11 protein-coding genes and 1 pseudogene are annotated in these 13,856 nt (G+C 68.6%); 3 read left to right on the top strand and 9 right to left on the bottom strand.

The window, feature by feature from the left end; genetic code table 11:
* Nucleotides 1–99 (bottom strand): annotated as a pseudogene (locus tag ACIQGQ_RS32820) (IS5/IS1182 family transposase); the annotation flags it as partial.
* Nucleotides 100–509: 410 nt separating this feature from the next.
* Here ACIQGQ_RS32820 and ACIQGQ_RS32825 point away from each other — a divergent pair.
* Together ACIQGQ_RS32825 and ACIQGQ_RS32830 are read left to right on the top strand one after the other, a co-directional pair.
* Nucleotides 510–941 carry a hypothetical protein gene (locus tag ACIQGQ_RS32825; RefSeq protein WP_402402945.1) on the top strand — a complete coding sequence of 144 codons (432 nt, stop codon included), beginning with the start codon at nucleotides 510–512 and terminating at the stop codon, nucleotides 939–941.
* Between the two features lie 112 nt (nucleotides 942–1,053).
* Nucleotides 1,054–1,287: a hypothetical protein gene (locus ACIQGQ_RS32830; protein ID WP_402402948.1), complete on the top strand. Its 234-nt coding sequence runs from the start codon at nucleotides 1,054–1,056 to the stop codon at nucleotides 1,285–1,287.
* A gap of 30 nt (nucleotides 1,288–1,317) precedes the next feature.
* Here the strand turns inward: ACIQGQ_RS32830 and ACIQGQ_RS32835 are convergent, their stop codons facing one another.
* From ACIQGQ_RS32835 to ACIQGQ_RS32870, 8 genes are all read right to left on the bottom strand, one after another.
* Nucleotides 1,318–1,896: a hypothetical protein gene (locus ACIQGQ_RS32835; protein WP_402402950.1), complete on the bottom strand. Its 579-nt coding sequence runs from the start codon at nucleotides 1,894–1,896 to the stop codon at nucleotides 1,318–1,320.
* Nucleotides 1,883–2,020: a hypothetical protein gene (locus ACIQGQ_RS32840; protein WP_402402953.1), complete on the bottom strand. Its 138-nt coding sequence runs from the start codon at nucleotides 2,018–2,020 to the stop codon at nucleotides 1,883–1,885. Before ACIQGQ_RS32840 ends, ACIQGQ_RS32835 begins: the two co-directional genes overlap by 14 nt.
* Nucleotides 2,021–2,652: 632 nt before the next feature.
* Nucleotides 2,653–3,549: an ACP S-malonyltransferase gene (locus ACIQGQ_RS32845; RefSeq protein ID WP_402402956.1), complete on the bottom strand. Its 897-nt coding sequence runs from the start codon at nucleotides 3,547–3,549 to the stop codon at nucleotides 2,653–2,655.
* A gap of 466 nt (nucleotides 3,550–4,015) precedes the next feature.
* On the bottom strand, nucleotides 4,016–4,837 hold the full coding sequence (locus ACIQGQ_RS32850; RefSeq protein ID WP_402402959.1) for a hypothetical protein: 822 nt from the start codon (nucleotides 4,835–4,837) through the stop codon (nucleotides 4,016–4,018).
* A gap of 26 nt (nucleotides 4,838–4,863) precedes the next feature.
* Entirely contained in the window at nucleotides 4,864–5,844 is a 981-nt protein-coding gene (locus tag ACIQGQ_RS32855; RefSeq protein WP_402402961.1) for a LysR family transcriptional regulator, read from the bottom strand.
* A gap of 767 nt (nucleotides 5,845–6,611) precedes the next feature.
* Nucleotides 6,612–10,055 (bottom strand): carboxylic acid reductase, encoded by a 3,444-nt coding sequence (gene car / locus ACIQGQ_RS32860; protein WP_402402964.1) that lies wholly within the window; start codon nucleotides 10,053–10,055, stop codon nucleotides 6,612–6,614.
* A gap of 137 nt (nucleotides 10,056–10,192) precedes the next feature.
* Nucleotides 10,193–11,389: a cytochrome P450 gene (locus ACIQGQ_RS32865; protein ID WP_402402967.1), complete on the bottom strand. Its 1,197-nt coding sequence runs from the start codon at nucleotides 11,387–11,389 to the stop codon at nucleotides 10,193–10,195.
* Between the two features lie 159 nt (nucleotides 11,390–11,548).
* On the bottom strand, nucleotides 11,549–12,355 hold the full coding sequence (locus ACIQGQ_RS32870; protein ID WP_402402969.1) for an oxidoreductase: 807 nt from the start codon (nucleotides 12,353–12,355) through the stop codon (nucleotides 11,549–11,551).
* A gap of 336 nt (nucleotides 12,356–12,691) precedes the next feature.
* Here ACIQGQ_RS32870 and ACIQGQ_RS32875 point away from each other — a divergent pair, with 336 nt between their 5' ends.
* A complete protein-coding gene (locus ACIQGQ_RS32875; protein ID WP_402402972.1) occupies nucleotides 12,692–13,780 on the top strand; it encodes an NADH:flavin oxidoreductase in 1,089 nt (362 codons plus the stop codon).
* Nucleotides 13,781–13,856 lie beyond the last annotated feature (76 nt).

The raw sequence follows: 13,856 nt of genomic DNA on the forward strand, positions 1-13,856 counted from the left end.
CGGCAGTCGGCCCGGATACCGCCGACGCCTCGGCGGTCGAGTAGGAAGCAGCGGGGCGACACGCTCCCACAGATCATCAGGCACAAGATCATCCGGCACTCGCAAAACTCTGCCGCCCGCCAACCTAACTGCCAAGACCCTGAGCCGAACTCATTCTGAAATGATCAGTAAGTGAGTGCCGCCAACCACTTGGGCGGCGCACTGACCAACTACGAGGGCACTCGCCGCAGGTGATTCGGCACATGGATGGGCGGCTTGTCCGCGGATGGTCTGTCGTCGCCGCCGTGGCTGTGCGCGCTGTCGGATTCGCCATGCAGCAAGCGCCGAGCCCCGCCCAGGAACGTACCGCCCGTGCCGAGCGGCTGGCCGTCCTTCGCTGCCCCAAAGTCGGGGCCATGAGCAAAGCCGTACGTGATGGGCCGCACGGCACTTCGAGATCGCACTCCGCGATCCGGCAGTTACCGCGATGTAGTTCGCCGGGCCGGTGGGTGGTGGCAGGATGCCTCGTCATGGCAACGAGAGATGGCCGCGACGAGACGTACGTCGTTAGGCTGTGCAACCGGATTCTCGAGGAGAGTGCTCTGCCGCAGCACAGGTTCGACTGGCTGCTGGAAGATCCCGGAGCAGGCGGCCGACAAGTCAAACTGCCGGTTGACGCCTACTGGCCCGGGCATCAGCTGGTGGTCGAGTACCGCGAACTACAGCATGACCAGCCAACGCCTCATTTCGACAAGCCGGACCGCCTCACCGTCAGCGGTGTCCACCGTGGCGAACAGCGAGCCCTGTACGACGCCCGGCGCGATACGGGCATTCCCACGCACGGGCTGCGCCTGGTCGTTATCCGCCCTTCCGATCTGGACGCGGACAGTCGCGGACGACTGCGTCGCAATGAAACGGCCGACCTGGCAACGCTGAAAGAAGATCCTGGCGCGCAAAAGTGACGAGGACCGGGTCACCGACACCTTCCGCGCCTGGCTCCTGGCCGACGGCCGGACACCCGTCGCTCCCACGGACCGGTGGACCGATCTCGAAGCCGTACGCGGCGAGGAACGGATGATCTGCGAGGCCAAGGGCCGCACCATCGAGAAGGGCGTCGACACCGACATCGCATACGGCCAACTACTACGCCGCATGACGAGCCAGACCCCAGACACGCGATACGCCCTCGTCGTACCGTCCTCCTCTGCAGAAGCCGCCACACGCGTCCCGGCCCACGTCCGCCGGCTCCTGCGCATCGACGTATTCGAGGTGACGGACGACGACCAGGTATGTCGGCTGACCGACTGAACGGTCCCGTGTACTTCGTCGGAGTCGACTTCACCACCTACGTGGTCTTACGACCTCGTGCGTGATGGCCAGTGACGACGGCTGGCCTGTGTCGCTGGTCTGGGTGTGGTGGGGGTTGAAGCACGCAGGCTGATCGTGCCGGAGCGTCGCGTCACGGGGCTTTCGACGTCCGTAATCGCTGATCCGGTGGCCGGGTTGGGGCCGGTGTGGCAGGCCCGAAGAGATGCCGAGCTGGCTGATCGTCCGCGTCGTCGGGCTGTGGGTGGGGTGAACCTTCTTCTCGTCCAGGACGAAATCATCCACCTCGGACCGGGAGGGACCGCAGTCAAACGGGATGAAACCGATGGGGCTTCCGGTCGCGGCGGCCTCGATCTCCCGTCGGCGACCAGGGTGGCAGGAGAACCACAGATCAGGAACACCGCGGTGGGACAGCTCGACAGCGACGGATATCACCGCGTTCAGTCGGCCGGAGTGAGGAAGCGAGCGAGGAGAGTGGGGCCCTTCGGCGGATTCATCAACGGGGTCTCCTTGTTCTGACTTGATGTGATCGAACTGTGCGAGGTGCTGAGTGATCGCGCCGCACGCCTGGTCGCCGTCAGCGCCGGGCATGGACCCGGATCGCGGACACGGACGGGGTCGTGAGGATCTCGCAGGCGTATCCGAGGCCGCTGATCGCCGCGGCCAGCCACGCGGAGTCGGTGGCGAAGTCGACGCCTTCCCCCCATCTCGACACCGGCGAACTGCTTGTCGAGCCTGGCGATCGAAACGAAATACACCCTCCGCGCGGCCCCGGTCGTCTCTGCGAGGGTCTCCGAGACGTGATGCCAGTGGCAGGAGTTGCCAGACATCAACATTGACGGCGCTCCGGGCGGAGGCGTCGGCGACCGGCAACTGCGTTCCGCAGAAGCTCGGCACCGAGGTGTCCCCCCAGTCGCGCAGCGAGGACCGGGGGCCGGGTGCCACCGTGCGCCACCCGGGCAGCGGGCCGGTGCCGAGCAGCCAGGTCGTCCCGTCCGCCGTATCAACGCGCCACTGTTCGATCTCGATGAGTTCGCCCTCACCGTGCCGGTGTCCGCGGCGACCGCCTCGGCCGCGCGTTCGTGGACGCGGCGTCCCGTCAGGCGCGCGCCGCCCTCGCCACCCTCAGCATCATGTGGCGGGTGTTGAGGAGTTGGCGCTCTATGGCCTCGACCAGCGACGCCGGATCCTGGTCGTCGCGCTTCGGCGGTGACCGCCGGACGGGGTGTTCTTCTCGGTGTGCCGCAGGCCCAGCACCGCGCTCACCAGGCCCGCATGACTCGCAGCGAAGGCGGCGCGCTCAGGGTCGCCGGTCGCGCGGCGGTCCCGGCACTGCGCCCGGGGTCGTCAACGAATTCCCCGTTCCCCTCGCCCGGCCGTCGGGTCCGTCTCACGATCCCGCGCGTCACTGATCTGACCCACCATTTTCAGCAGGGACCGCCCGCATATTTCCTCGCATTCCAGCGGGGAACCGCCGTCCAGCAGAAAGCGCACACTGTCGGACCAACGGACCGGCTGCACAAGCTGATCGCAGAGCGTCCGGACGATTTCGCTCTCCCGGTACGGGAGTCCGGTGGCGTTGGCGATCACCGGTGTGTGGAGTTCCCCGAATGCGAAGGCCTTCAGATACTTCTCGAATTCAATACGGGCCGGGTCCATGTACCGCGAGTGGAACGGCCCGCCGACCCGCAGCGGGACGAAGCGCACCCCTCGGCGTGCCAGCGCCGCGTGTGCGGTGTGCAGTGCCTCGGCGGGGCCCGCGACGACGGTCTGGGTGTCGGTGTTAAGGCCGGCCAGGTCCACCGCCTCGACCCCGTCCTGCCGGAAGACCTCGAGAAGCTTCTCCACGGGTAGGTCCAGTACGGCCGTCATACCGCCGTACGGGGCCGCCGCCATGAGTTCACCGCGCTTCTTGACCATTCGCAGACCGGTCTCGAAGTCGAAGGCTCCGGCGGCCAGCAGGGCGTTGTACTCTCCGAGGCTATGCCCGAGGTAGCAGTCGGCTCGGCGCTCCTCCCTGCGCACCCTCTCGAAAAAGTGCAGGGAGTTGACGACGAAGAGCGCGGGCTGGGTGTACTCCGTCCGTGAGAGGACGTTGTCCGGGTCGTCCCGGCAGAGCGCGACGAGGTCGTATCCCAGGAGGTCGCAGGCGAACTCCGTGAGTCCGGGATAGCGGTCGAATAAATCCCCGCCCATTCCTCGGGACTGCGCCCCCTGCCCAGGGAAGAGAACTGCAAATGGCATGGCGTCTCCCAGAATAGAATCCGCCGAACTACCCGTCACGGCGGTACATCGGCCGAAGAACCCGATCGGTTCTTCGGAAACATCGTTTCCTGGTGGCGACAAGGGTGGTCTCCACCGAATCTCCGAGGCGTCCTCGGTCTCACGTCCCCGATGCCGGTGCGGCGACGGCGTACGGCCGTGCCCGGGACCCGCTGTCCGCGGTGGTGGCGGGGGCGGCGGGGCCGAGTACGTCGAACAGCACTAGGGCGTGTTTCGGAAGTCCCGTCTGCCCGGGGGCGCCCGGCACTTCCCCGAGCTCTCGGCTCCGCTCGAGCAGGGGAGACCCCTTTGCTCGCCGCGTTGTCGGGATCACCCCGATACATCCAGTATCGGGGCGACCCTCCGCCTTGCGATCGCACGCACCGGACACCCCCGGGCCTGCCCTCCGGGCAGACGACGCCACTTTCGAAGCACGCCCCAGCGCGCTCTACAACCGCAGGCAGTTGTCCTTGACCGGTCGGCCCAGGAGGTGTTCCGCCTTCCGTATCCGGTAGGCGACGCGACTCTTGGCGATGTGCAGTCGGCCGACGGCGGACATACTGCGTTCCGTGTCCAGGTAGCACTTGACGGTGGCCCTCAGTTCGGACATCCCGTCGTCGGCCAGCGGTCCGAGTTCACGGTGGCCGAACGCGGCGCTGCGATCCCGCCGCGATCTCAGCGGAATGACCAGCTCCAGATCGGCGTAGTTGTACGGCGACGACCGGACGACGGCGCCGGGACCGACCGCGCGGATCAGTTCGGCCGTCTCGCCGACCTGGCGGTGACTGGTCCGGAATCCCTCAATCCCCTCCCCCGGCAGGCCCGCCGCGATGTGCACCCCCGCGTGCCCAGGACGCCCGGGGCGCCGCGGCGCGGCGCGACCGCCGGAGCAGCAGGGGTCTCCGCTGACCTTCGCCCCCCAGGCCCACAGGGTCGAGAGACCCACGGGCAGGTTCTGCCGGATGCTCTCGCGGACGGACTGACCGGTGACGTCCGGAAGGTCGTCGGTCGGAAATCCCGCCAGGGATCGGAGGAAGTGGAGCGCGAGCGCCTCAGCGCAGCGGGCGGTCAGATCGCCGGAGGTCCTGGACGGTCCTGCGGACCGGGCCGGGGCGGTCGCGTCCGTCGGCCGGGAGGTCTCCACCGCCCGGCCGACGGCGCCGCCGATCTGGAGCCGTGCCTCGCGGAGGGTGGCCTCGTCGCTGACCGCGGCGACGAGCACGGACGTGTCGCAGGGCCGTAAGCACCGGACCCACGGATGTTCCACCATGAGCCTGTGGCTCGCCGGGACGCCGCTCATTGGTCCACCGCCCACCGTTTCCACAGGGATGCGGGTGTGTCGTCCGGGCCCGGCTGCGGGGTCACGTCGTAACCGGCCGAGATCACCGAGCGCAGCACGCTGAGGAATGCCTTGGCGCGACCGCTCATGGCGGATCCGGGCATGATGCCCACACCGAGGAACGACGGGGCCAGGTCGTCGACGATGTCGACCGCGCGGACCCTTCGGCCGTCGAACGTGGTGACTGGCGAGGCGCGTTGGTACATCAGCGCGAATCCGAAGCCGGCGGCCACGAGCCCACGCATGGTCTCCTGCGTCGTTGTCCTGATCACCGGGGGCATCGCGACGCCCGCGTCGACGCACAGCTTCTCGAAGTGGCGGAGGAGCGGTGGGGAGTCCAGGGTGACAAGGGGCTGGGCGACCAGTTCGCCCAGCGAGACCCGACCGTCATCGACCCCGGGAGCGTCCTCGGCCACGAGGGCGTGGACCGGTAGCTCGACGAGCGGGTGGAAGACGGATTCCTCCGCCAGGAAGTCGTAGGTCACGATCATCTCGCATCGGCCAGCCCGCAGGAAGTTCATGATTTCCTCGGCGGATTCCTCGTGCACGTTCAACTGGAGCACCCCATGGCGTTTTTCGATCAGCCGGCAGACCAGCGGCCGGAGGAACGGGGCGATCGGATAGAAGAAGCCGACATCGAGGGGACCCGTGATATCGCTCGCCAGGGAGTCGCTCTGCGCCTTGAGGCTTCTGGCCTGCCTCAGCAGTAAATGGGCTTCGTGCAAGAGGTGACGCCCGCTGGGGGTGAGGCTCACCCCCCGAGCATGGTGGCGAAGCAGCAACTGGACGCCGAGATGGCGTTCGAGGCGGCGGACGGCCGACGACACCGTCGACTGCGAGGTACAGAGTCTCTCCGCCGCCTCGGAGATGTTGCCGAGTTCGGCGGAGACCACGAAGTACTGGAGTTGAGTGAGACTGAATCCCAGCTGATCGGTCATAGCACGCATCCGGCGAAAACCTCCTGGAGGGTAACACTCGAACTTGGGTGCAGATCTTCTTAGAGTGCTGTCGATCAGTCGGTGGGTACGGTCTGGTCGCGTTGACGCGTCTGGTGGCTGCCGATGAACCCCTGCTGCTGGTACAGGCACCTCTTCCACCGTCTCCCGCGCGATCTTCAGCCGCGTCAGCTGCTTCTCCGCGCGAGACAACTCCTCCGACAGACCAGCGATCTGCTCACGCAGCCGCTCGGCCCCGCCTGTGCCTCAGCCCGCCTTGGCCTCCAACGCCTCCATCGACGACGGCACACCGCACCCTCTCTGGCTCAGCATCGGCACGTCTCATGGCTGGCTCGGCCCCGGCGACGGCAGAAGTCGGCAAGAACGGCCACATCCCGAATCTCTGCGAATCACCCTAACGAGGCACCCTCAAAAGATGTGTGCACCTTTTCGGACTTCACGTCCAGTCATGTTCTTCCTGCGAGGGACTCAAGGGCAATCGGCTCCCCGGGCTTTCGACCGCCTGGAAGTCCCCGGGCTGTCAGCTATCTCCTCGCCACCGCCAGAACCTTCCTGTGCCTCTCGCTGCTGGGGACGGCCGCCGCGCTCGGCCGACTTGTCCGGGGCGGGCCACCCGCTCGCCCATCCGGCGCAGACGGTCATCGTGGCCGCAGGTGACACCACCGCCACGGAACACGAGACCGAGTGGCTCCGAGCAGCGGACACCGCTTCCGTGCGGTCCGGACCCCCGCCGGGCCGCATGGAAGTTCTCAGAGCAGGCCGTGCAGCCGCAGATCCGTGACGTACTTCCGGATCAGGTCGGCCGACAGATGGGGGATGTCCCCGTCGGAGCCGACCTTTTCGGCGCGTACGGCGGCGCGGAACCGCTCGGCGGGGAGTGCTGAACCGCCCAGCGGCGTCTCCGGCTCGGCGAAGGCGTGCAGCAACGGGAGCAGCGAGTGCCGGCGCTGACGTTCCGGCAGGGTCCGGAGCGCGACCGTGCAGCGAGTGAGCCACTGGGCGTGGTCGTCGATCCGCTGGACCGGATGGCCGGCGTCGATCAGCCATTCGACACAGGTGTCCAGCGAGACACCGTCGTCGTGCGGGTTGACCACGTTGAAGATCCGGTAGCCGTAAGTGGCCAGCGCGCCCAGCACGGTGACGGCCTCCGCGGTGAACTCGACGGGCAGTCCGTCGTAGTGCGCGCGTGCGCCGCCGCCGTCGCCGTAGAACGAGCCCGGCGCGACACCGGTGGCAAGCAGGCTCAGCAGCAGACGGGTGAAGGTGTCGGACACATTGAGCTGCCCGGGGTGTGTGCTGTGCGCGAGGATGTTGTCGGACCGGAAGACGGCGACCGGCAGACCGCACCGGTCGTACGCCTCCCGGAGCAGGACCTCACCGGCCCACTTGCTGGTGGCGTAGCCGCCCGCGTAGCTCTCGTCGAGGTGCCGTACCGGCCTGATGTCTCGGATGTCGGCGTCCTCGTCCAGGGAACCGCCTGCGGTCCCGAGGCCCACGGCGACGGTCGACACATAGGAGACGGGCTTCAGCCGTGCGGTGAGGGCGAACCGGATCACCTCGGCCGTGCCGGCAACATTCGGGCCGAACAACTGGCTGTAGGGCAGCAGATGGTTCACCAGGGCGGCCGAATGGACGACCAGGTCCACGGTCTCGGCCAGAGTGCGCCAGGTGTTCTCCTCCAGTCCCAGCAGCGGCTCGCCGACATCCCCCGCGAGGACGTCCAGGGTTCCCTCGGCCAGGTCGCGGAAGCGCCGGGACAGTTCGGTGTCACCGCTGCCGAAGCTCTCCTCCAGCCTGCGTCGGGCGGCGGCCGGGTCGCCGCCGCGCACGACGCAGACGAGCCTGCCGCCCGCGGGCGCCAGCCGGCCCAGCCACTCCAGGCACAGGAACCGGCCGAGGTAGCCGGTGGCTCCGGTCAGCATGACGGTCCTCGGGGGGCCGTCGGAACGCGGCAGTTCCGCCGCCCCGGCCAGTGTGGCGGCGTCGATGAACTTCTCCAGGGTGAGGTCGGCGGCGCGGACCTCGGTGCTGTGCTCGCCGTGCACGGTGGCGAACGTGGGGCACCCAGCGCGGGCGCGGCGCCGCGCCTCGATGTATGCGGCGACCCGTCTCAGATCGCGGGCCGGGCTGATGATCACCCCGACTGGAACCTCCACCTGGAAGATCTCCTCCAGCAACCGGGAGAAGGAGAGCGCGGACAGCGAGTCTCCGCCCAGGTCGGTGAAGTGGGTGTCGGCGCTCGGCTCGGCGTCCGCGCAGCCCAGCAGCGCCTGGGCGGCCCGGCGGACGGTCTCCGCCACCGGCCGGTCCGGCCCGCACCGCCGTACCTCGCGCAACTGCTCGGCGTACCCCTCGGCCAGCTCGTCATACAGACGCTCGAGAGTGGCACCGTAGCGTTCCTTGAGCCGGACGCGCGGCAGTTTGTGACTCTCAGTGTAGAGACCGTTCTCGATGCTGAAGGGCTCGGCCTCGATCAGGAAGTCCCTGGGGATCTCGTACGAGTCGAGGCCTGCCTCCTTGGCGGTCCGCCGGAGCGATTCCGCGAGCAGCGGCTTGAGGGACGCGGGGTCGCCTCCGCACCCGGCCAGCGCGTCCTCGGTGGGTACCACCACCGCGAGCAGATAGGCACGCTCACTGTTGCCGTACACATAGATCTGCCGGATCAGCGGACCGCCCGCGAAGACCGCCTCCAGGCGGGAGACGGCCACGAACTCCCCCTGGGACAGCTTCAGGGTGTCCTTGGTGCGATCGACGTAGATCAGCCGGTCGGGCCCGGTCTCGGCGAAGACGTCGCCGGTCCGGTAGTAGCCGTCCTCGTCGAAGATCGAGGCGGTCAGCTCGGGGCGCTTGTAGTAACCAGGAATGAGTGTCTTGGACTTGAGCAGCAGTTCGCCTCGCGGATACGGCAGGTCGGTGCTGTAGTAGCCGAGTTCGGGAACGTCCGCGAGCTTGTAGTCGATGACGGGCGGGCGCTGCACCACCGTGTCCAGGAGGACCCCGCCGGCCTCCGTGGAGCCGTAGCCGGTGTACAGGTGGAAGCCGAGACAGGACTCGACGAAGGACGCGATCTCGCCCGAGACGGGGGCAGTCCCGACGAACGCCTTGGCGACCCGGCCGCCGAGGAAATTCTCCCGGAGGTCCTTTCTGACCGCCGCCTCGACATCGCCGGGCTCCCCGGCCCGCCGGTCCAGTTCGGCGCGGTACCGCTCGAACAGCATGTCGCAGATCCGGGGGACCGCGGTCAACTCGGTGGGACGCATCAGCGTGATGTCCTCGAACAGCGTGGACAGGTCGCTGCGCGCGGTGAAGTAGCCGACACCGCCCTTGACCAGGGAGCCCATCAGCGCGTAGCGGCCGGCCAGATGACTGTGCGGCATATAGAGCACGCTGACCGGAGGCGTGTCCGCCGCCCCGTAGCTGAACCCGTACCAGGCGGTGCCGACCAGCCGTTGGGTGTACATGGCGCCCTTGGGGGCGCCAGTGCTGCCGGAGGTGTAGATGAGCAGGGACAGCGGGTCCTCGCCGGGGGCGGCGGTGAACAGGGGCGCGGGCGGCAGTCGGCGTCCGCGGTCGATCACCTCGGCCAGGGTGTCCACAGCCACCGGCCGGCCGGCCTCGGCGAGGCGCCGCCGGGCGGCCTCCAGCGCGTCCCGCCCCTCGGGTCCGGGGCGCTGATCGAACACGGTCACCCGCTGGACGGAGGGCGCCGCCAGGACGGCCAGGACCGCGACCTCCAGATATTCGGCGCTGACGGCGAGGACACGCGGTTCGGTCTCCGCGATGATCGGCCCGAGCTGCGACAGCGGCGCGCTGGACTGGAGGGGGACGGGTACCACGCCGGCATGGATACAGGCCAGGTCGAGGGTCGCGTAGTCGACACCGGTGAAACCCAGGGTGCAGATACGGTCGCCCGGCCGCAGCGGGTACTCCGGGTCGTGGTGCCACCGGCTCGCGACGGCGCGGACCCGCGCCCACAGTTCGCGGTAGGTGAGGGTGTCGAAGCGCGGCAGCAGCTGTCCGGTCGCCGGGTCCACGGCGCGTTCGCCGAGGGCCGGGAGGTCCCTGTGGTTCTCGAAGATGGCCGCCATGACCTCAGCGAGCGCCTCGCCCAGGTCCACGGACGCCAGAACCTCGGCGAGTCCCCGGCCCGGCTCGGATGCGGCCGCGGTGCTCGCGTCCCGTGGTTCTGCCATGAACAGCTCTCCCTTGGCTTTGCGGCGAGGTCGCCGGGTCATATGCGAGCGGGTGGGCGCCGGGACGGCCCGGCGGTGTGCCCCTGCCGAAGCCGGCTCCGGCACCTGTCACGGTGCCGGGCGCACGGCGGGGTGTCTCACCAGCCGACCGGCAGTGCGGCCACGCCCCGAACGAGGCGCTCGGTCCGCCAGGCCAACTGGTCCGACTCGACCGCGAGATGGAGTCCGGGCAGCCGCCGGACCAGGATTTCGAGCACCACGTTCAGCTCCATCCGGGCCAGTTGGGCACCGAGGCAGTGGTGGATGCCGAATCCGAAGGTGACATGGGGGACCCGCTCGCGCCCGAAGTCGATCTCCTCGGGACGTTCGAACACCTCGGGGTCGCGGTTGGCCATGCCCAATTCGGCGACCACCGCGTCACCGGCCCGGATGATCTGCCCGCCCAGTTCCACGTCCTCGGTGGCGATCCGGGTGAAGCCGGCGGTGGCGCTGATCGGGATGAACCGGGAGAGTTCCTCGACCGCATCGGGGATGAGCACGGGATCGTCGACGAGCCGCCGCCAGAGGCCGGGCCGGGTCAGCAGGGTGTAGACGAAGTTGCCGATCTGGTTGGCGGTGGCCTCCTGACCGGCGGAGAGCAGGCTCACTCCGAGGCCGACGAGTTCACCCTCGCCGAGCGGCTCTTCCTCCTCCCCCGCGACCAGCTCGCCGAGCAGGTCCTCGGTGCGGGCCGTACGGCGCCGCGCGATCAGATCGGCGAGGTATCCACAAAGCTGCTCCCGGGCCGCGGCAGACTGCTCCGGGTCGGAGAGCATCAGCAGGCCGTCCACCCACTCGGTGAACCGGTCGTGGTCGGTCTTGGGCACGCCCAGCATCTCGCAGATCACGGTGATCGGCAGCGGCCAGGTGAGGGCCTGGGTAAGATCCGCATGGCCGCCGGCGGACACCATGGTGTCGAGCAAGCCGTTCACGATCTCCTCGACGCGCGGGCGCAGTTTCTTCAGCCGGCGGGTGGCGAACGCGTTCGCCACCCGGCGGCGCAGCCGGGTATGATCCGGCGGGTCCATGCTCAGCATCGAGGTGGCGGGCAGTCCGACCGCGACCGTGCGGGGCACATGGTCGCCCACGGCGGCGGCCCGGCTGAAGCGCGGGTCGGCCAGCACGGTCCGGACATCCGCGTGCCGGGTGACCAGCCAGCCGTCGCCGCCGAAGGGCAGACGCACCCGCAGCACAGGCTGCTCACTGCATATCTCGACCAGATTCGGGTCGATGTCGAGTCGGGTTACCGGTCCGAACGGATACGCCCGGAGGCCGCCCGCAGCTGTCTCGGTCATGGTGTCGGTCCTTCCAGGACAACGTGTGCTGAGGCCGGGTTTATCCGGCGTACGGACGGGCCGGTTCCCAGCCTCTAAAAAGCTGGCCGGATTTCCTTCGTCGAGGAAAGGAAGGGGCGGATTCCTTTATTCGCGAATGACGGGGCAAGGTCCCGGCGTTCAGGAAAGTCCGGCCGTCTTTCCGCCGTCAATGACGATATTGCTGCCGGTGATCCATGAAGCACGCGGGGAGACCAGGAAACCGACCGCTTCGGCGATGTCCTCGGCCGCGCCGAGCCGCCCCAGCGGAATTTCCGCAGCCCATTTCCCGGCGAGGGCTTCGAGGCCGGCCGGGTCGGCCACGCCGCCGAAATACTCGACCGCCTGTCCTCGCGCGATCTTCGAGGCGGGTGTCTCCACATTGCCCAGGCACAGGGAGAGGACCCGGATGCCGTCCGTCGCCAGCTCGGCGGCCAGACCCTTGCTGTACGTCTCCAGCGCGGCCTTGGCGGCGGCGTAGTGGTAGAGGATCGGGTAGGCCGCGATGGTGGCGATGGAGGAGACATGCAGGACGGCCCCGCCGCCGCTCTCGCGCAGCGAGGGCACCAGTGCCGCGTTGAGCCGGACCGCGGCCAGGAAGTTGATGTCCATCGTGTACTGCCAGTCCTTCTCCAGGTCCAGCACACTGTGGAAGGAACGGCAGCCACCCGCGTTGTTGACCACGATGTCCACGCCGCCGAGCGTCTCCAGCGCGGCGTCGGCGAACTCGCGCACCCCGTCGGAGGTACTGAGGTCGGCCTTGACGAAGGTGACGCCGGACGGCGTCCCCTCGTCCGGTTTGCGAGCGGAGGTGACCACGGTGGCACCGGCATCGAGGAGGTTGCGCACGATCGCGGCGCCGATCCCGCGGCTGCCGCCGGTGACCACGGCCCGCTTGCCTTCCAGCTCCCCAACGGACGGCACGAGAGAACGGCCATGGCTCGTCATACGGGTTCCGCTCTTTCTTTCTCGGGCAGCCCTGGGAACAGCACGCATCGTGCCGGAATTCCCTGGCTGCGATAACGAAATAAGTAGCGCACCAACTGCCCCCGTGATGCAAAGCCACGGGATCAACTGTCGTCGCCCTCGTGCACCGGGTCAACCCAATAATTTCGTTGCAGTGCATCGCATCATGCAATGCAGGAGTCCGCTCGTGCGGATCTGTTATTTTCCGTCAGGGCGGTGTGGCCAAAGACGCCGTCGATCGGGCACTATCCAAGCGTGACCGAAGTACTTCCCCACCGGAAATCCTTCGTCGGTCCGCATTCGACTCGGAAGGAAACGATGGCCAGTCTCGATGAACCGTTCACCGTGGGCAGCCTCACGGTCCCCAATCGGATCGTCATGGCCCCGATGACCAGAACCGCGTCCCCCGGCGGGGTGCCGGGTCCCGATGTGGCGGAGTACTACGCCCGGCGGGCTACCCACCAGGCCGGACTGATCATCACCGAGGGCACCTACATCGACCGCCCCGCTGCCGGGGCCTACGACAACGTGCCCGACTTCCACGGGGAACGGGCGCTGACCGGCTGGGCCCATGTGGTGCGCCGGGTGCACGAGTCAGGCGGAAGGATCATTCCGCAGCTCTGGCACACGGGGCTCACACGTACCGCCACCGGGCCGCCCGCCGAGGGCCCGTCCGGCATAGGGCTGGACGGCGGGCCGGCCGGTGTGGCCATGACCCGGCGGGACATCGACGACACCGTCGCCGCCTACGCGGAGGCCGCGCGGACCGCCGAGCGGCTCGGGTTCGACGGCGTCGAGGTACACGGCGCCCACGGCTATCTGATCGACAGCTTCCTGTGGAGCGAGACCAACCGGCGTACGGACGGCTACGGCGGCAGCCCCGCCGCCCGCGTTCGGTTCGGCGCCGAGGTGGTACGGGCCGTCCGCGCGGCCGTCAGCCCGGGTTTCCCGGTCTTCTTCCGCTTCTCCCAGTGGAAACTGGGCCGTTACGACGCCCGTAACGCGCGGAACCCCGGCGAGCTGGAGCAGTTGCTCGTACCGCTGGCCGAGGCCGGGGTCGATGTGTTCCACGGCTCCAGCCGCCGCTACTGGCTCCCCGAGTTCGAGGGCAGCTCCCTCAACCTCGCGGGCTGGGCCCGCAAGCTCACCGGGAAGCCCGCCGTCACGGTCGGCTCGGTCGGCATGGTCCGGCAGTACGGCGATGGCGACTTCACCTCGGGCTTCACCACGCCGTCCGACACGACTGGCATCGACGAACTGCTGGCCCGGCTGGAGCGCGACGAGTTCGACCTGGTGGCGGTCGGCCGGTCGCTGCTGGCCAACCCCGACTGGGCGGCGCGGGCCCTCCGCGGCGAGTTGGAGTGGACGGTCGCGTACGACCCTGCCGTGCTCCAGAGCCTGGTCTGACGGCCGTCCGGCACCGCGTCGACGCGGCCGGAGAAGCCGACCGGTCGTCAGCGGGCGCCGGCGGCATCGGTCCCGC

Source organism: Streptomyces sp. NPDC092952, from assembly GCF_044754785.1.
Taxonomy (GTDB): Bacteria; Actinomycetota; Actinomycetes; order Streptomycetales; family Streptomycetaceae; genus Streptomyces.